Genomic DNA, 18336 nt, shown 5'->3' with positions numbered 1-18336 from the left:
CAGGGATGCCATGCTAACCAAAAAAGGCAAATACGGCCTGAAAGCCATGGTGCACCTGGCCGGCATATCGGACGGTCAACTGGCTTCAGCAAGCGAGATCGCGGAAAGGCATCATATCCCGCGTAAGTTTCTCGATAATATTTTCATCGAATTGCGAAACGCAGGCTTTGTATTGAGCCGCAAAGGCAAAGGCGGCGGATTTTGTCTGGCCCGCCCTGCGAGTGAAATCCATATCGGCAATATTATTCGAGCACTGGACGGAGCGCTTGCGCCTATCGCCTGCGCCAGCAAAACTGACTATCAGCCTTGCGACGATTGCGATGAAACCGAATGCGAAGTGCGACACATGATGCTGGACGTGCGCGAAGCGATCGCCAACGTGCTCGATCACCGCACCCTCGCCGACAGCAGGATATCTGAAATTACCGCGCTGTCGGCTGAATAGTACCAATATCCGATGAGGGGACTCATCGGATATTGGTTAAGCGCATGTGTCGACTGAATATTCTCAAGATGTGATGCGTCAGCATCTTAGCCCTTGGTATAAGGCATTCGTTAAGCTGCCACTGACCAGTTTGGAAACGGATCATCCAGTTTTCGCCAGTTTTGCGGCATGAAGCATTGCTCAGGCACCAGACAGGCATCAAGTTCGGCAATCATATTAGCCTTATCCATCGGACTAACACCGATAAATACAATTTCCTGCCGCCGGTCTCCCCATTCAGCATCAAGATAAGGCTGCATCGCCTGATGCCATTCCGGATCTGCAGGCCAATAACTGCGGGGGACAGCCGTCCACCAGCGACCGCGCTTGTTGGTGCGGACCAAAGCACCCGCCTGGCTCAGCTCCCCCACATAATCAGGACGCGTTGCCAACCAGAAAAATCCCTTTGCGCGAACCACACCCGGCCAGCTTCGATCAATAAAACTTTGGAACCGGGCTGGATCGAACGGGCGGCGGGCACGATACACAAATGAATGCACACCATATTCTTCTGTTTCCGGCACGTGCTCGTGGAAACCATGGAGTTCTTTATACCAAAGCGGATGTTCGTGGGCGCGGTTGAAATCGAACAGGCGCGTGTTGAGAATCGAATCTAGCGAGACCTGCCCGAAATCGGCTTCTTCTATTCTTGCGTCTGGATTGAGTGATTTGATCACTTTGCGCGCTAGATCGCGTTCTTCCGCGCTTGAAGTGGAAACCTTGTTGAGCACCACAACATCCGCAAACTCAATTTGCTCGACCAACAGATCAACCAGTGTCCGCTCATCCTCGTCTCCGAGAGACTCACCACGGTCGCGCAGAAAGTCGCTGGATGAATAGTCTTTCAAAAGATTGGCGGCATCCACGACCGTAACCATGGTGTCGAGACGAGCAAGATCGGAGAGGCTTTCCCCGTTCTCGTCGCGAAACTCGAATGTAGCTGCAACAGGCAGAGGCTCTGAAATGCCGGTTGATTCTATAAGGAGGTAATCGAAGCGATCCTGCGACGCCAATTGCGCCACTTCCTTCAGAAGATCATCGCGCAGCGTGCAGCAGATGCAGCCATTGGTCATTTCAACGAGCTGCTCTTCGGTACGCGACAGATCGGCACCGCCCTCTCGCACTAAGGCAGCATCAATATTGATTTCGCTCATATCGTTGACGATAACCGCGACACGCCGATTTTCGCGATTGTTGAGCACGTGATTGAGGAGCGTGGTTTTTCCTGCTCCGAGAAAGCCCGAAAGAACGGTGACTGGAAGCCTTTTCATGGCATCTCCTTTGCTGGCAGTTGAACAAAAGCTGCTAGCGCAGCATCGCTGGCTATTAATGTTATATCATTACATTCATTTGGCTAAAAAGAGGCGGCAAAGCCACCTTTGACGATTCTTCACTGAACTAACGAGCCGGAACCTGAACTGGTGTCGTGCAATAACCACACTGCAAAAACCTGGCCCAGCGCTTCATTTGGATACGCATATAAACATAGGAGTAATATGCCCGGTGTTTGTCGAATGTACCGGAGCGTTTATGAAAGCCCGACACCACAACTGATCGCTTCTAGAGCATGTCTCCCAAAAGTGGGAACCGGTTTTGAGGTAAAGACATGCTTACAAATAAACAGATAGAGCATTCTCTACGGTTCATCTTAAACAGGAAATACTCTAGTGGTCTAATTCGGACATTTGCCTGGCTCAGTTACAGCCGACACGCAAATATCGGAATTTCAAAGACCACCGATACCCTATGAATCGAGTGGACTTTCGAATTTGGTGTTTGAAACAGCCTGTGCATCAATCAAGATACAAACACCAAATTCAATCCACTCGGTGGGGTCCCAGAACAGGGGAGCGACCAGTGCTACTTCGACAGACAGTTCTTTAGCGAATCGGCGAGGTTCTGGATGAGCTGAGGATAAAGGTCTGGACCGTCCTTCAATTCCGAACCGAGTGGATCAAGCACACCCGTTTTGGCCTCAGTTCCGTCGATAACCGTATTGACCAGCTTGGGTTCAAATTGCGGTTCGGAGAACACGCATACCGCACCGAGCGATTTGATCTTCTCGTGGATGTCCTTGATACGGCCCGCCCCCGGCGCTTTCTCAGGGCTGACGGTGATGGAACCTGCGGCCTTCACGTCGAAGCGGTTTTCAAAATACTGATAAGCATCGTGGAAAACGATGAAAGGCTTGCCTTTTACCGGCTGAAGTTCACCCTCGATATCCTTGGTGAGCGCATCCAGCTTTTCGGCATAATCAGCAGCGTTTTTTTCGTACTGCGCTGCATTTTCGGGGTCGTTTTCGCTCAAGACCTTGGCGATGTCTCCAACGAGAACCTTGCCATTCTGCGGGTCGAGCCAGAAATGCAGGTCGAATTCTGCATGATGGGGGTGTTCTTCGGCCTTTTCAGCGGCTTCGTTTGCGTGGCCATGGGCATCGTGGGAGCCAGCTTTGGTACTATGGTCGTGACCCGCCTCACCATGCTTTTCGTGCTCATGACCTTCATCGCCATGATCATGCGCCTCGAAGGGACCACCTTCGCGGAACTTGAGCTTCGTCAATCCGTCGGCTTCGCCCAACGCGACAACTTTCGCACCCTCACCAAGGGTATCGAACGGTTTGTCGAGAAAGGTTTCCATCGAAGGCCCGGCCCAGAAAATGACCTTGGCGTTCTCAATAGCTTGGGCATCAGATGGCTTTAGGCTGTAAGAATGTTCCGACCCTGCACCTTGCACAATCAGCTTTGGCTCGCCGACACCCTGCATCACAGCAGCCACCAGGGAATGCAGGGGTTTGATCGAAACGACAACGCCGCTGCGCTCGGCGGAGGAAGCCGCCCCACCCAAAACAGCCATAAATGCGGATGCCAACAGCAGGGATCGTAAGTGTTTCATGGGTCTCTCTTGAACGTAAGCAAAAGCGAACAACATATACAAGTGATATGTTATTCTATTACATCATTTGCGTTATGCTATAACGTCTGCGATAAGGAGACACAACCTCTTTTTGGAGAATTGTTCACAGTGCTTATCCGGGCAACGCAAATGAACACGAATCGGCATATCGTTCACACATCTTGAGACAAGAATTTCGAGAGCGCCGTTTATCCTTTGAGATAAAGCGCTGACGCTCTCACAAAGGCAGCGAAAGCTCATTTTATATGGCCCGTAAGACCGCCCTCCCCGCACACTCAAAGCGGGAACCACTGATCGACTTAAAAGGTGCCGGCGTTTATCGCGACGGGCGGTGGCTTGTGCGCAATGTTGACCTGACGATCCACCGCGGCGAGATCGTCACACTGATCGGCCCCAACGGCGCGGGAAAAAGCACGACGGCCAAAATGGCACTGCATATTCTCAAGCCCGATGAGGGTGAAATCCGTCATCTGAAGGGCTTGCGGATCGGATATGTGCCGCAAAAAATCAATATTGACCGTACCATGCCGCTCTCTGTTGAGCGCTTGATGACACTGACCGGCCCCCTACCCAAAGCTGATATTGTGCGTGCGCTGGATGCCGTCGGAATCACGCATCTTCTCAAGGCAGAGATTACCAATCTGTCGGGTGGCGAGTTTCAGCGAGCGTTGATGGCGCGTGCACTCGCACGCAAGCCCGATATTATGGTGCTAGATGAGCCAGTCCAGGGTGTCGATTTTTCCGGTGAAGCAGCCCTTTACGAGCTGATTGCCAAATTACGTGATGACACGGGCTGTGGTGTGCTGCTGATCTCCCACGATCTGCATCTTGTTATGGCGGCAACCGACCGGGTCATCTGCCTCAATGGTCATGTCTGCTGCAGCGGAACGCCGCGCGATGTGACTGCCAGTCCGGAATATTTGCGCCTGTTCGGGAGCCGCGCAGTTGGGCCTCTCGCCGTTTATGAACATCATCACGATCACACCCATCTGCCTGACGGTCGTGTCATGCACGCTGATGGCACAGTAACAGATCACTGCCACGCCGAAGATGGTCATCATCATGACGGTGAACATCATCACCATCATGAGGAAGGCAAACCCCATGTTTGACGATTTTTTCACCCGCGCGTTGATTGCCGGGGTAGGTCTGGCACTGACCACGGGCCCGCTTGGTTGCTTCATCGTGTGGAGGCGGATGGCCTATTTCGGTGACACTATGGCCCATTCGGCATTGCTGGGTGTAGCCTTAGCGCTGATACTCGATATCAATCTGATGATCGGTGTTTTTGCCGTATCCGTCGCTATTTCAGCCATCCTTTTGCTGCTGCAAAAAAGGCATTCGCTTTCGGCCGATTCGCTGTTGGGTATCCTTTCGCACGCAACATTGTCACTCGGACTGGTCATCGTCGCGTTTATGACATGGGTGCGTGTCGACCTACTGTCATTCCTGTTTGGCGATCTGCTCGCAGTTTCGCGTCTCGACATCGCTTTTATCTATGGCGGCGGAATTCTGGTGCTCGCCGTGCTTGCATGGTTGTGGCGTCCACTGCTTGCAGCTACCGTCAGCGAAGATATCGCTCGTGCTGAAGGCTTGAATCCTGCCTTGTCGCGCATCATCTTCATGTTGTTGCTGGCAATTGTTATTGCCATTTCGATGAAAATCGTCGGTATTCTGCTGATAACGTCGCTTCTCATTATTCCTGCCGCGACAGCCCGCCGGTTTGCTTCAACGCCTGAGCAAATGGCTGTCATGGCATCTGCCATCGGCGCAATTGGCGTTATTGGCGGACTATATGGTTCCGTTGAATTCGACACGCCATCGGGCCCATCAATCGTCGTTGCCGCACTGGCTATTTTCATTTTAAGCCTCCTGCCATTAAATAGGAGAGAGGCTTCACCGAAACGGACCGCTGGACAATGAGCAATCATCACGACCATCATCACGCACACACTCAACCATCGCATGATCTGACCCGCAATCAGACACTGGTTTTTGATGTGTTGTCCAAGGCGGATGGGCCACTGAGTGCCTATACGATTCTCGACCAGCTCCGCGACGATGGCTTTCGCGCTCCGTTGCAGGTTTATCGCGCATTGGAAAAGCTTCTTGATTACGGGATGGTGCACCGCCTCGAAAGCCTGAATGCCTTCGTAGCCTGCGCGCACCCGCAATGCCACCAGCACGGCCTTATTGCTTTTGCCATTTGCGAACAATGCGGACAGGTGACGGAGTTTTCTGATCCGGCCATCGAAAGTCTTGTCAGCGCCTGGAGCGTCCAAAGTGGCTTCAAATCACGCAAAACAACGCTGGAATTGCGTGGCCGTTGTGAAAAATGCGGTGAGCATTGAAGTTAGGTAACGCTTACTAAAGCCAAGCCTGCTATATTTGCCTTCAAGGGGAAATATAGCAGGCAAAATTTTATGGTGCGCAACAAGCCATCTCACGAGCGACGTAGGGAAGAGCGACAGCGCACGCGGCTGCGATCAGGAAAGATTATCGATCTTGACGGGCGCTTCATCATCGAATGCCAGTTCAGCGACATAGCTCCGCATGGCGCGAGACTAAGGATAACTGACGTTCCAAGCCTCCCCGAACGCTTCTGGTTGTTTGACGACTTCTATGCGCGCGCACTTCTGGCCCAAATGGTCTGGCGCGAAAAGCGCGAACTCGGCGTCCAGTTTATCACCGACGCGTCCATCCCAACACTTGATGAAGAACGTTTGAGCCAGCTGGCCGGAAAATACTATTCGCTATGAGATGACGCAGCGGCAGCCTGCTTGCCTGCGATTTCCGCCAAAGCGCCACCGCGCATATTCATGGCTCGAATCTCTTCCGCCGAAATGTAATTGAACTGCTCGACCAGCAAATCCTTGATCACCGGTTCTGGAAAGCGCGCGTTCAAATCGGTGATGACCGATGCCCGCACGGCTTCGAAGTTTACTTTCTCAACTTCTTTGGTATCCGAATAACTGCCGTAGAACTTACGGAAAATCTCGTCGCTGATGAAATATTCAAGCGGCACGGTGAGCTTTTTGCGAATGTTCGAATCGACCGTATAGACCAGCTGGGCCACGACATAGCCTGCAACGCTGCCATTGGAGATGATCGGCACACTCATCACGTCGGTCTTGACGTAATCGAGACCGCCAAACGCACCTCCATTCGCTTGCACCTCACCCGAAGGTGCATCGTTCTGGCGCACGGCAAAGAACAGCGAACCGAGTGCTACCGCACATATCCAGAGGCCGATTGCGATTATGCGGATCATCTGGCGTGACCGAGCCTCGCGCTTTGCATGCTGTAGGTGCCGTCTGCGTCCTGCGTTTCCAGCGCGCCACGGATAAGATCTGCGAGTTCACCAACCGCCCGCAGGTGCAATTGCAGCGCTTCGCAATTTTTCTCCAGCTTCTGCTTGAGACTATCAAGCAATGGCTGCAATCCCTTCATCGTGGCAGGTTCGGCAAGGCTTGCAGCCTTTTTGATTGCCTTGTTGAAGTCATAAAGACCGCGGCTCTTGCGCGAGTTGATGTCTGCAAGGTCTGGATGTCCGCCTTCAAGCAAAAGACGCGTTTCCGTATCGATGACGTCCTCAAGACGCTGAATAGCCCGCACAACTGGCTTAAGTACCGGCTGCTGCTCCAGTTCCTGTGCTGGATTTACATCCAGTGTTGCTTCCGGAGCTTGCGGGAGCAGGCTGATTTCGGAGCTTGTGTCAGTCATGTTCGGGTTTCCTCAATTGTATGTATCAGCGGGTCGCGTTCTCATTCGCTGGCTAGATCGACTTCAGCAAAAGCCTAGTCACCTAACCGCTCCATCTGTGGTCCGTCGCATTATGCTCCGCAAAACCGCGAGGGCAGTTTTGCAGTAGATGCTCTGGATCAGCCTTGAGCGCTTTCTCCACTTTCATTGTTTTCCAGTTGCTTCTGAATGAGCTGACGTTCAAATCCGTGAACGATATCCTTCGACACCGTATCCGTGCTCATTCCCTGTCCCAGATCGTTAACGACGTCTCCCAAAGCCAAAGTTGCCGAATTCTCCGCTCGCTGCTTCATCGCCGCTTGCACTTCAAGCATACGGGCGATGCCTACGCCGCCCGTATCTGCCATTTTATTGGCCATGGCCTCAGCCATCATCGATTTCCAATATTCACCTGCAATACCCTTGCCAAAAGTGGCCGTTGTATCGCTGGTAAACATCGACTGGACGAAAGACTGCAGCATGAATGCTTCAAACTTTCGATAGGCCGAATTGGTCGTATTCTGGCTGTCGGGATGGATCCTGACCCCTGAGCCGAGACTTTCAGAAAAGCTCACAAAATTCCGCGGCAACCCCGTATCAGCATCAGCGCCCATTGGGCCTGCGCTTGTCGATATCGATTTCAGACGCTCCGCCGCCAGGCGATAGGCTTGCGGATCAGCCGCCCGCGCCACGTCCATCACCAGATCTGACGGCGGATTAATCGCCATACAACTCGTCCTTCTTCATCTCTTGATTGCACCATAGTTGGCCAAACTTGACTGAAGCTTGCGGTACGAATCAGCTTCAGTTTTATGACAGGCATAAGGTCAATGTCGTGCAGATAAGCTCACCAGATCACTTGTAAGCATTTGTTATAATTATATATTAATCACCACTAACGAAGATTCTATTGATCATCGTGTGGATGTTTTTCGGCTGATAAACTCTTCAATGAGGCTTGCTAGCTCGCGTCTTTCGGTATCATTTCGTACCGTTTCCAGCCGATCTTCCAAAAGTTCTACCCGACGTTGTTCTTTTAAGAGGCCACTGCGTTGTGATTCGAGCTGCTGTTCAATGCTCTCGCTTTCTGAGGCATTCCCGCCCAGGCGCTTGATAAGAAGTGCTGGATCGACCGTGAATGAACTACCATCGTATCGCCGATCCTGTATGGCGATAAGCGCTTCCCGCTCTTCATCAAGTGCTGTCTTGCGATTGTTCGTTACGGCAAGAGATGCTTCGAGCCGGGCAGCACCCAACTTTTGCAATGCAATCAGTTTTTTTAGATTATGGGCATTGGTTCGAGCCATGAAATCCTCAGAACAGATTGCGCATCTGCGTTGATGTTTCGCCGATAAAAAAGCGCAGCAGTTCCGGCAAAATGAAATAGACGACCAGCAATCCACCACCGAGCACAAATGGCATCGACACAAAATAGATAGGAATCGTCGGCGTCAGCTTGTTGATCAGTCCAATGGCGAAATTGACCAGAATCGCGAAGACAATAAACGGCGCTGCGATGCGCAAGGTTGCCAAAAATGCACCCGAAAGTGCATCGCTGATATCGATCATCGCGGCATCGGGTCTGAAATGACCTTCAACGGGTATCGCTGTGTAGGAACTCAGCAGCGCCCGCAAAATCTCAAGATGCATGTCTGTGACGAAAAACAGAAACAGTGCACTGAAAGTAACAATGGTTGCGAGCGTTGCCTGCGGCTCCGGTTCAGTAATCGCATCCGCTGGTGAACCGGAGTAGCCCACTGCCATCGCCATCATATTGGCCATGAATTGCAGGGCCCAGAAATAAATATGCGCCAGAATCCCAATCACCGCCCCAATAAACATCTCGCTCAGCATGAGGCGAAACATCGCCAGCGGATGCGTGCCATCAAGGCTGGGTGTGATGGTCTCAATCACCAATGGCAGCACCGCGAATGAACAGGCGAGCGCAATGAACAACCGCACCTGCAACGGTATCCGCCCGCTCGAAATGCCCGGCATCAGCATCAAACACGCGCCGACACGGCAGAATGCAAGCATGGCTGCGAAGACGAGCTCGTTAATCGGCAGTTGTGTGATGGGCAACGGGTCCCCTCCCCGTCAGGAAATCGCGCCGAGCGATTTCACTTCGACACCACGTGCGATCTCGACATGCGACAGAACAGGCAAGGTCGCGAAAAGGCGCTCGATAATCATGCGGATATATGGGCGCGCTTCGGGAGATGAAACCACCACAAAACGTTCGCCGCTATCGAAATGCTTGCGTATGGCTGCCGTGGCTTCGGTACCAAACTGTTCTAGCTGACGCGGGTCGATATCGAACTCGACGATTTCGCCCTTGTTGTCTCGCTTGAGGCTCTGATGGAAGACCAGATCCCAGCGGTTGCCAAGGCGCAGGACATTGAGCACGCCATTATCTGATAGATCACCGCATATCTGCTGCGCCATTCGCATGCGAACATGTTCGACAATCATTTCAGGGCGGCGGACCAGAGGTGCGATCTCGGCAATTGATTCAAGAATCAAATGCAGGTTGCGGATTGAAACACGTTCCGCGAGCAGCAGCTTCAAAACAGCCTGAAGCCCTGAATAGGAGATATTTGCCGGGCAGATATCCTCAAGAAGCTTGCGATATTCCGGCCCGAGACGATCAAGCAGAATCCGCATGTCTTTGTAGGACAGGAGCTGTGCCAGATTGTTGCGCACAATCTCGCTCAAATGTGTCAGCAACACCGACAGATTATCGACGGTCATATATCCATCGCGACGCAGGTCAGACGTAAATGTTTCCGGCACCGAATAGGCGCGCATACCAAAGGCTGGCTCGCGAACTTCTTCACCGGGAATAGACGGAATGGGACGTTCACCCAATACGACGAGAATTTCACCGACCCGCAGTTCATGGCTTGCAACCGCAGTACCGTGAATTTTGATACGATAGCTCTTTGGCGGCAGGGAAATATCGTCTGTTACCTTGATCTCGGGGATGACGAAACCGTACTCCTGGGCGAACTTCTTGCGCATCTTGGCCACGCGATGTGCCAGCTCCTGCTGCGATGCGATGAGACGCGCCGAGAGCTGCTTGCCAAGGCAAAGCTCGATCTGTGTGGTTTCAAGCGAGGCCTTGACGGAATTGCGTTCCTGCTCATCGGCATCCCGCTGCTTTGACTCCGCTTCCGCAGCTTGCGCATTACGTTCCTTGGCTTGCTTGCGTGGAACCGCAATCCCCACAAATGCCATTGCGCTGCCCAACAGGAAGAATGGAAATGCCGGAAGCCCAGGCATGATGCCCAAAACAAACATCAGGAAAGATGCAATCAGCAATGCTTTTGGATAAGCGCCGAGCTGTCCGAAAATTGCCTGATCGGCGGAGCCGCGCGTGCCGCCCTTGGAAACCAGAAGACCGGCTGCAAGCGATACGATCAGCGCTGGGATCTGTGTGACCAGACCATCACCAACCGAGAGCTTGGTGAAAACGTCAGCGGCTTCGGAAATATCCATTCCGTGGCGGGTTACACCAATGATAATACCGCCGAAGATATTGACCGCCGTGATGATCAGACCGGCAATCGCATCACCGCGTACGAATTTTGACGCACCGTCCATCGAACCGAAGAATGAGCTTTCTTCTTCCAGTTCACGACGACGATGCTGTGCCTGTTTTTCATCAATCAGACCAGACGAGAGGTCGGCATCGATTGCCATCTGCTTGCCGGGAATGGCGTCGAGCGTGAAGCGTGCGCCCACTTCCGCGATACGCGTCGCACCCTTTGTAATGACAAGGAAGTTGACGATGATGAGGATCGAGAAAACGACAAGGCCGATGACGAAGTCGCCACCCATCACGAACTGCGAGAAGCCGTGAATCACATGACCTGCTGCCAGATAGCCTTCATTGCCGTGCGTGAGAATCACGCGCGTCGTCGCAATATTGAGAGACAGACGCATCATGGTTGCGATCAGCAACACGGTCGGGAAAGCCGAGAAATCAAGCGGACGCTGAATCCACAGCGAAACCATGAGGATAAGGACGGAAAAGGCAATCGAGAAAGCGAGACCAATATCCAGAACGACTGCTGGCACAGGCAGGAAAAGCACGGTGAGAATAATGATAATGCCGGCAGCAAGACCCAAGTCGCTACCTGTCAGAATTCCACTCTTTTTTAATGGCTTAGCCGCTACCTGCTGCACGTCCGTCTCCTATTGTCCGACGGAACATAAACGGCGAAGCTTGCGCGAGGGCTACGTCAGGGAAACAGCAGCCTCCTCTGGAACATGGTTCTAAAACCCTTTTTCGATGCGCGAATAGGCAAGCAGCGTAAAAGAGTTGATCTGCGCTCCGACAAACGGCGCGGTAAAAGCAAGTACCACAAAAATGACGATGATTTTCGGCACGAAAGTCAGCGTCATTTCCTGAATCTGTGTCAAAGCCTGAAACAGCGCAATACCGATGCCCGCAAGCATAGCTGCAAGCACAGCCGGACCGCTGGCCATAAGCACGGTCCAAACCGCCGAATTGACGATATCGAGCGCATCAGCTTCGTTCAAAACCGTTTTCCTTATACCAAGGCGCTAAGATGCTGGCGCATCACGCCTTGAAAATGTTCAGTCGTCACAAAGGCTTAACCAATATCCAATGAGTTGTACTCATCGGATATTGGTGTTAGCTGATCTTGACGCCTTGGCCGATCAGCATCGTCTTGCCGTCTTCCAGTTCGGCAAGCATGCCCGATGACTGAATAGTCACGGATTTGACAACGCCGGAGACTGTGCCGTCAGCGCTTGTCAATGTGCGGCCGATCCAGCCTTCAGCTTGCGACAAAGATGAATTGGCAATCAGCGTTTCAAGCTTGCTGTTCATCTGCACTGCCTGCTCCACATTGGAGAAGGTGGCCAGCTGCGAGACATATTGCGTTGCATCCATAGGCTGCGTCGGGTCTTGATTCTGCATCTGTGTCACCAAAAGCTTCAGGAAGGAATTGTAATCGACGCTGGCCTTGGCAGCTGCGGCATTGCCACTCGATGAATTGGCTGTGTTGGCCGTATTGTTCGCACCGACTGTCGATGTGGTGGTCATAGACTTGCCTCCGTAGGCTGTTCGGATTGTTTTGCAGGCACGGGCGGGACAGCTTCGCCCATCAGCTCGGCCTCGCGCTGATATTGCGCACGAATCGTCTTCAGTGCTTCAAAAACACGTCCGTTATGCACCAACTCATCAACAAGCTTGAGCGCGTTGAGGATTTCCGCGTCCTTGAATGCCGCAAACATGCCTTTCAGCATCTGCGCAAATGTATCGCGAGCCTGTTCTCTCAGAGCTGGCTCGATCAGGATCATCTGTGCCGCAAAATAGAGCTGGCGCAGTGGCGTTGTCGTCTCATCAGGCTGCAAAACATGGTTTTCCAGTAGAAAAGTCGCATCGTTCAACAGCTCAAGCGATACTTTCCTATCCGTTTTCAGCACCGCGCCGTTGATATAGATCTTCTCACCCGCACGTAGCGAAAGACGGATTGCCGACTTGTCATTGGTCGACTTGTTATTATTCGTCATGTCACAGACCATCCCGGATGGACTGGGTGATTTCGATCAAGGTATCGTAATCACTGCTTTCGCCCTGCCGAATGCGTTCCATCTCTTTGAGAATGAATATCCCCACCGAAATAATGGCCGCCTTGAGTTCCTTTGGAAGCACATTCTCTTCCGATCCAAGATCATCAATGATCGTGGTCCAGAGCTTGGTCGTGAAATAGGCAGCGTCTATGCCATCGCGCGATCCGGCCCCATTGGCCTTGGCAGCGGCAAGCATTTCTATCGAACGGTCGAAAAGCATCCGCTCGCGTTCCTTGGCGCTCGCCATATCATCATTCATGACGTCTTCGTAGCGCAGCTGGTACATGTAGTCTCCGTTCTCCGGCACCACGCATACAGGCCGCCTCATGCTGCCCGGTGCGTGATGTTCAACTTCGGGGCGGGTAAGCGCCCCACAGCATCGGCCCAAAATCGAAATCGTTTTTTGGGAAGCGCGATGCGTCGATTCAATTGTTTAGAGTGTCCTTATGTAGCGCCAAAAGAGGCAAGACGCTCTAATAGTCTAACTATTTCAAATAGTTAAGCAGGCTCATATTCTGCAGCTGAACTGTCAGCGCATAGGATGTTTCAATCTGTGTCATCAATGCAGTGACGCGGGTCGCCGCTTCGTAAGGATCGACTTCCTCAAGATCGAGAACCGATTCATTGAGGATTTTCTGCTGAGCTGCGATGCGTGTTGTCGCTGCATTTGTCCGTTGCTGCGCAAGACCAAGCGTCGTCTGCTCTGAAGTGGTTTGAGTGACCGCCTGCGTCGTGGTTTGCATGGCCTGTGTCGTGAGCGCCTGGAACGCAGAATTGTTAAGACCAATCGCCGCAAATTCAGAAACCATCACCGCCGACATGATGGTCTTGCGGAAACCGTCTGCATTGGCTGAAATCGATGTTGAGGCCGTTTCACTTGGTGAAATACGGCTCTTGATGACTGTGTCAGACGCATTCGACCAGTTGGCGTCCCAGTTGGCATCATTGAACTGCTCGGCAAAATCGCCTTCCAGAAAGGCTTTCATTTCATCGCCGGTAATATTGGCAACCTGCGGATCGTTCATGCTGAAACCGAAATGGTCTTCGAACGCCTGGCGCACCGCTGTCTGAGCGGCACTGCCTTCGGTGTAGTCGGCAATCGGCTTCACATCGGTGTTCACACCGGAGAAAATATACTCGCCATTGTAACTCGTATTGAGCAGGCCAGTGACGGAATCCAACAGAGACTTTGCAGATTTTGCGGCCGTCTCAGCGCTTTCAACGGTGCTGTTTGCACCTGTCAGGTCGCCAAGAAAATCCTGCGTGTTCTCGATAATGGTGCTGGTGGCGGTTTGCGTCGTCGTCATCCGCTGCTGCAGCAGCTTATTCATATCTGTCAGAACAGTCAGACGATCATATTCCTTGCGCAAGGATATAGTCTGGCCAGACTTGGAGCCGAGCGACAGGCCGACATCGAACACCATCCCGGTGGTCGCTTCCTGCTGTGCTTTGCCAAGCTCAGCCTTGGTTTTTGCCACGAGGACCTTGAGAGCTGAAGCTGCACCATAAGTCGAAATCGATTGCGCTTTCATAAGCCTCACACCGCTCTGATAAGTTCGTCAAGCATGGCGTTGACCGTCGTCAACACCCGGCTCGATGCCTGATAGGAATGTTCAAGATCAAGCAGCAGCGCCATTTCAGTGTTGATATCGACACCATTGGCATTGGAAAGAGCCTGATCGGCCTGCACGGCAACTGTCTGATTATAGGAGAAATTGGCGTTTGCCGTCTTTCGCTTGCCTTCCAGCCAGCTGATCGAGGAAGCGCTATAATCAATAAGGCTTGCACTGGAGTTGACCCCAGCAGACGAGGCGAAAGTCAGCGGCTCCGAGAAGGCCTGATTCAAATCGCGCAGACGATCACTAAAACCAGCCGCACCAGTCGTATTATATTTGTAATTGGCACCGTTCGCACCGCCATCACGCAAGAGAAGCGAACTGCCGCCTTCTGATGCTACAAATGCTGACGACACTTTGAGCGTGCCAGCAATGCCCGCTGAAACACCTGCACCCGGCACCGCTGGAGAGCCTTCCCAGCTGAACAGGCCGGTCTGATCTGGTCCTGCACCTGTCTGATCGCTTTCGGCAAACATTGTCACCAGACCGCGTGCGATCTCATCAAGCTGCATCTGGTATTGCGGCGCAATCTGGTCGCGCAACTGCAGGAGGCCGCTCAGGCGGCCTGTACCGTAAGGCTGATCGAATGTGTCGTGCGTAAGCGGCACACCATCGACCAGAACAGCGTTGCCAGCCACGCCGGCAGCCAGACCGCTCGACGACTGGAAGCTGATCTTACGTGCCGAGGTTTCAAACAGTGTCACGCCGTTTTCTGCGAAAATGACCATGTCATTGTCGCCACGCACCATCGTTGTGATGCCGATTTCGCCGGAAAGCTGCTTGAGAAGTGAATCTCGCTGATCGAGGAAATCGGAGACATCACTGCCTGCGCGCGTACCGCTGACGATCTGCTGATTGACCTTTTCGAACTTCGTCAGCACATCGTTGATATTGGCGACTGAATCCGTGATTTCATTATCTGCATCGGTACGCAGCGACTGAACCTGTTTTGTGCCGCTGTTCAATGCATTGGCCAACGCTTGCGCAGTCGATACGACGCTATCGCCAAGTGCCGAATTGGAAGGCGATGCAGCAAAGGTCTGAAGCGCATCGCGCAGATCGCCTATCAAGGCAGAAGCAGAACCGGAATAATTGTCCGCAGAATAAAGCGATGAAAGGCGGTCAAGCCCGCCTGCAAGGATAGAAGAAGAGGATGCCGTGCTGTTGGATTGAATAAAGCGGTTGAACAGCGCCTCATCGGCGGACCGGCTGATATTCACATAAAGCGAGCCATAGGGGCCCGACGCCAGCGAAGCGGTACGCCGCGAATAATCGGGATCATTGACCCCCGCGATATTGCGAGAGACGACTGACGTCTGCTTGGACGTTGCCGCAAGCGAACTTTTGGCCGTCAGAAGAGCAGAACTAAGCGACATCTTATCCCCATCCTACTTGAAACCGTTTTTGTTGCGAAAACGGTCCAGTTACTTAGAGCGCAATTCGAACTGATTGGATCAAATCGGCGCATCTCAACATTTTGTTTTAACGCGCCCCCCCGAATACCGTTTCACACTATTTGGGATGCGCTCTAAAATCGAAATTCCGGGGAAGGAGGTCCCCACCATCCCCGGAATTGTTTCAGTTTATCTTTTCAGGTTCACCAGCACGTCCATCAATTCGGAGCCGGTTTGGAAGACCTTCGAATTGGCGGTGTAGCTGCGCTGAGCTTCGATCATGTCGGTCAGCTCCTGCGCAATATCAGCGTTGGATTCTTCCAGCGCACCGGACGAAATCTTGCCCATGCCGCCGCCCTCAGGGAAGCCAAGCTGGATGTTGCCGGATTCAGCACTTGGTGAAAACACGTTGCCACTGATAACCGACATGCGATCGGGGCTGGCAACTGTTCCAAGCGGAACACGATAAAGCAGCTTCTGCGCGCCGTTCTCATAAAGCGCTACGACCGAGCCGTCTTTGCCAATATCAACGCCCTTGATCGACGAAGGTGCCTGACCGTTGATAACGGCTTCGCTGATCGTATAGTCCTTGGCGAGCTGCTTGGACGAACCGAGGTTAAGATCCAATGACTGGCCGTTATAGGCCGTGAGGTCGACAGCAACGTCGCCGCCGGAAAGCAGCTTACCGTTCGTGCCTTCAAAATTCAAAGTGGTCGTTCCCACTTCAACGCCGTCCGCAGCATTTTTAATCGAAACATCCCAGGTGTTGTCGCCAGTCTTTGTGAAGTAGACATCCAGCGTAATCTTGCCGCCGAGATTGTCATAAGCAATCAGCGATGTTTTGTGATTGAACTCGCCGGTAGCCGGCACTTGATCAGTCGATGGCAGGTTGACGGTAAAATTGCCCGATGTACTAGGCGTCGCAACCAGATCGGACTGCTTGACGTTCACACGTTCCAAACCGTCGAAGCTATTGGCGACCGTATTAACCTGGCCGTTCGCGTCCGCTGGATAACCCATCAGATAGTAGCCAGATGTATTGACGAGATTACCATACTGATCCGGCACAAATGAGCCTGCGCGCGTAAGGTAAGGTGTGCCGTCAGCATCGCTGACTACAAAATAGCCGTTGCCGTCGATAGCAAGGTCGGTAGCTGAGGAAGTCGGACGAATGCCGCCCTGATCGGAAATGCCGTAGCGGATATTGGTTTCTACGCTGCCAGAATTATATTGGCCTGCGGTGTTTGGCAGAACGAGGGAAGAGAACTGCGCATCAGCGCGCTTGTAACCGACCGTGCTCGCATTTGCGATGTTATCCGCGACCGCAGACAAGCGGTTAGCCTGCGCGTTCATACCCGAAACGCCGGTCCGCATCATACCGTAGAGGCTCATTGGCAACTCCTGAGAATTTGAGAATCCGCAGACAAGCTATCGAGCCACGCTTGCGTGAAACTGTAGCCGTTAGGATTTTTACGCTTTTACTGAGGACTCAATCAGTTTCAGGGGCGCCCGGAACGAACCACCTTTAAAAACCGCGAATTACTGGATTTGAGCTTTTGAAGGCTTCGTAGACAGGACACGAATCTCAATCGATATTGATTGAGTATCCAAGAAAACGTTTTGAATCAACAGGATCAAAACCAAGCTTTTCACGCAATTTCTTGCGGAGCTTGCTAATATGGCTTTCGACCACATTCTCTTCGACTTCGCTGTCGAAAATGCCGTAAATCGCGCTGAAAATCTGCGCCTTGTTAAGGCGACGACCACGGTTTGCAATTAGATATTCAAGAATACGGCGCTCACGACGAGGCAGTGGGAAATCCACACCATTTATCTGTGGATCACGACCATCGGAGAAAACGCGGATCGGACCGAGCGCTGTTCCATCATCGCCGGACAAACCAGCTGCGCCGGTACGGCGACGAATAGCATTAATTCGGGCAAGTATCTCGCGGACATGGACCGGTTTGCGGACCACGTCATCAACCCCGGATTGAAAAAGCTCCAGAGTGTGTTCAAGTGAGGGGCGGTCATTCACAGCAATAACCGGTGCCTTGCAGCGTTCACGAATTCGGGCTGGAAGACCGTTTTGAGCTTCACATTCGCCGATCAGGAAAGCTTCGACCGCCATAATATCCTGACGGGGTACGCTCTCGACCCACTCATTGAAATCATCTGGTGTGAAGCCGGTTGTCGTGATGCCTTCCCGGCTGAACCAAGAGGAGTACCCCTCAGTCACAATATTCCGCTCATCTATGACTACGATCATCGGCCCGCCTTCCGAATCAATATGTTAACCCAAGCAAGACAGAAGTAACGGGCAGGAGGAGTCAGCGGCAATGACAAAAAGTTGCCCGCAATAAATTGGGAGGCGTTTTAGCATTATCTAATTTGTATGGAATCGCGATGATTGCATCGAATGGACACTCTGCGTCTGAAAACCTTAACGATTGGTTAACAAGCTCACGAAGTTTTACGATTCTTTACAAGCACTTAAAAATTTATCCTCTTAAATAGCTAATATATAGCTGAACAACCACAGATTGTACGGCAGGAAGATGCGTGTATAGCAGCCACCGCTACA

The 18336-nt window shown here is 52.4% G+C and carries 21 protein-coding genes; 5 read left to right on the top strand and 16 right to left on the bottom strand.

Features of this window, described 5'->3' with window-relative positions; all coding sequences use genetic code 11:
- Nucleotides 1–10: 10 nt before the first annotated feature.
- Nucleotides 11–445, top strand: coding sequence for an RrF2 family transcriptional regulator (locus CES85_RS08450; RefSeq protein WP_095445464.1), 435 nt, complete (start codon nt 11–13; stop codon nt 443–445).
- 110 nt (nt 446–555) lie between these two features.
- Here the strand turns inward: CES85_RS08450 and zigA are convergent, their stop codons facing one another.
- Both zigA and znuA read right to left on the bottom strand, forming a co-directional pair.
- Nucleotides 556–1755 carry a zinc metallochaperone GTPase ZigA gene (zigA, locus tag CES85_RS08445; RefSeq protein WP_095445463.1) on the bottom strand — a complete coding sequence of 400 codons (1200 nt, stop codon included), beginning with the start codon at nt 1753–1755 and terminating at the stop codon, nt 556–558.
- 589 nt (nt 1756–2344) lie between these two features.
- Nucleotides 2345–3376, bottom strand: a complete 1032-nt coding sequence (gene znuA, locus CES85_RS08440) for a zinc ABC transporter substrate-binding protein ZnuA (protein ID WP_095445462.1) — start codon at nt 3374–3376, stop codon at nt 2345–2347.
- 266 nt (nt 3377–3642) lie between these two features.
- Here znuA and CES85_RS08435 point away from each other — a divergent pair, with 266 nt between their 5' ends.
- The 4 genes from CES85_RS08435 to CES85_RS08420 all read left to right on the top strand — a co-directional run bounded on the left by CES85_RS08435 (nt 3643) and on the right by CES85_RS08420 (nt 6156).
- Nucleotides 3643–4509, top strand: a complete 867-nt coding sequence (locus tag CES85_RS08435; protein WP_095445461.1) for an ATP-binding cassette domain-containing protein — start codon at nt 3643–3645, stop codon at nt 4507–4509.
- Nucleotides 4460–5320, top strand: a complete 861-nt coding sequence (znuB, locus tag CES85_RS08430; RefSeq protein WP_434063349.1) for a zinc ABC transporter permease subunit ZnuB — start codon at nt 4460–4462, stop codon at nt 5318–5320. Before CES85_RS08435 ends, znuB begins: the two co-directional genes overlap by 50 nt.
- Nucleotides 5317–5748 carry a Fur family transcriptional regulator gene (locus CES85_RS08425; protein WP_095445459.1) on the top strand — a complete coding sequence of 144 codons (432 nt, stop codon included), beginning with the start codon at nt 5317–5319 and terminating at the stop codon, nt 5746–5748. Before znuB ends, CES85_RS08425 begins: the two co-directional genes overlap by 4 nt.
- Before the next feature lie 72 nt (nt 5749–5820).
- Nucleotides 5821–6156 (top strand): PilZ domain-containing protein, encoded by a 336-nt coding sequence (locus CES85_RS08420; RefSeq protein ID WP_095445458.1) that lies wholly within the window; start codon nt 5821–5823, stop codon nt 6154–6156.
- Here CES85_RS08420 and CES85_RS08415 read toward each other — a convergent pair.
- The 14 genes from CES85_RS08415 to ftcR form a co-directional block, all read right to left on the bottom strand.
- Nucleotides 6144–6668, bottom strand: a complete 525-nt coding sequence (locus CES85_RS08415) for a hypothetical protein (protein ID WP_095445457.1) — start codon at nt 6666–6668, stop codon at nt 6144–6146. The genes CES85_RS08420 and CES85_RS08415 overlap by 13 nt on opposite strands.
- Nucleotides 6665–7120 (bottom strand): flagellar protein FlgN, encoded by a 456-nt coding sequence (locus CES85_RS08410; protein ID WP_095445456.1) that lies wholly within the window; start codon nt 7118–7120, stop codon nt 6665–6667. Before CES85_RS08410 ends, CES85_RS08415 begins: the two co-directional genes overlap by 4 nt.
- A gap of 158 nt (nt 7121–7278) precedes the next feature.
- A complete protein-coding gene (locus CES85_RS08405) occupies nt 7279–7866 on the bottom strand; it encodes a rod-binding protein (protein WP_095445455.1) in 588 nt (195 codons plus the stop codon).
- A gap of 186 nt (nt 7867–8052) precedes the next feature.
- The gene (locus CES85_RS08400; protein ID WP_095445454.1) at nt 8053–8445 is read right to left on the bottom strand and encodes a hypothetical protein; all 393 of its coding nucleotides are present in this window, start codon (nt 8443–8445) and stop codon (nt 8053–8055) included.
- 7 nt (nt 8446–8452) lie between these two features.
- Complete coding sequence (gene fliR / locus CES85_RS08395; RefSeq protein ID WP_095445453.1) at nt 8453–9220, bottom strand: flagellar biosynthetic protein FliR; 768 nt, start codon at nt 9218–9220, stop codon at nt 8453–8455.
- Nucleotides 9221–9235: 15 nt separating this feature from the next.
- Nucleotides 9236–11326: a flagellar biosynthesis protein FlhA gene (flhA, locus tag CES85_RS08390; protein ID WP_095445452.1), complete on the bottom strand. Its 2091-nt coding sequence runs from the start codon at nt 11324–11326 to the stop codon at nt 9236–9238.
- Between the two features lie 90 nt (nt 11327–11416).
- Nucleotides 11417–11683 (bottom strand): flagellar biosynthesis protein FliQ, encoded by a 267-nt coding sequence (fliQ, locus tag CES85_RS08385; protein ID WP_024895881.1) that lies wholly within the window; start codon nt 11681–11683, stop codon nt 11417–11419.
- A gap of 115 nt (nt 11684–11798) precedes the next feature.
- Nucleotides 11799–12212, bottom strand: a complete 414-nt coding sequence (flgD, locus tag CES85_RS08380; protein ID WP_095445451.1) for a flagellar hook assembly protein FlgD — start codon at nt 12210–12212, stop codon at nt 11799–11801.
- Entirely contained in the window at nt 12209–12682 is a 474-nt protein-coding gene (gene flbT, locus CES85_RS08375; RefSeq protein WP_095445450.1) for a flagellar biosynthesis repressor FlbT, read from the bottom strand. Before flbT ends, flgD begins: the two co-directional genes overlap by 4 nt.
- Nucleotide 12683: 1 nt before the next feature.
- Nucleotides 12684–13028 (bottom strand): flagellar biosynthesis regulator FlaF, encoded by a 345-nt coding sequence (gene flaF, locus CES85_RS08370; RefSeq protein WP_095445449.1) that lies wholly within the window; start codon nt 13026–13028, stop codon nt 12684–12686.
- Nucleotides 13029–13227: 199 nt separating this feature from the next.
- Nucleotides 13228–14274, bottom strand: coding sequence for a flagellar hook-associated family protein (locus tag CES85_RS08365; protein ID WP_095445448.1), 1047 nt, complete (start codon nt 14272–14274; stop codon nt 13228–13230).
- A 5-nt stretch (nt 14275–14279) separates the two neighbouring features.
- Nucleotides 14280–15734: a flagellar hook-associated protein FlgK gene (flgK, locus tag CES85_RS08360; RefSeq protein ID WP_095445447.1), complete on the bottom strand. Its 1455-nt coding sequence runs from the start codon at nt 15732–15734 to the stop codon at nt 14280–14282.
- Between the two features lie 207 nt (nt 15735–15941).
- Nucleotides 15942–17144, bottom strand: a complete 1203-nt coding sequence (locus tag CES85_RS08355; RefSeq protein WP_095445446.1) for a flagellar hook protein FlgE — start codon at nt 17142–17144, stop codon at nt 15942–15944.
- Nucleotides 17145–17337: 193 nt separating this feature from the next.
- Nucleotides 17338–18021: a flagellar transcriptional regulator FtcR gene (gene ftcR / locus CES85_RS08350; protein ID WP_095445445.1), complete on the bottom strand. Its 684-nt coding sequence runs from the start codon at nt 18019–18021 to the stop codon at nt 17338–17340.
- Between the last annotated feature and the right edge of the window lie 315 nt (nt 18022–18336).

This window comes from Ochrobactrum quorumnocens (assembly GCF_002278035.1).
In the GTDB taxonomy this organism is placed as follows: Bacteria; Pseudomonadota; Alphaproteobacteria; order Rhizobiales; family Rhizobiaceae; genus Brucella; species Brucella quorumnocens.
The sequence above is the reverse complement of the archived record's forward strand: the minus strand, read 5'-3'. Positions and strand labels throughout refer to the sequence as shown.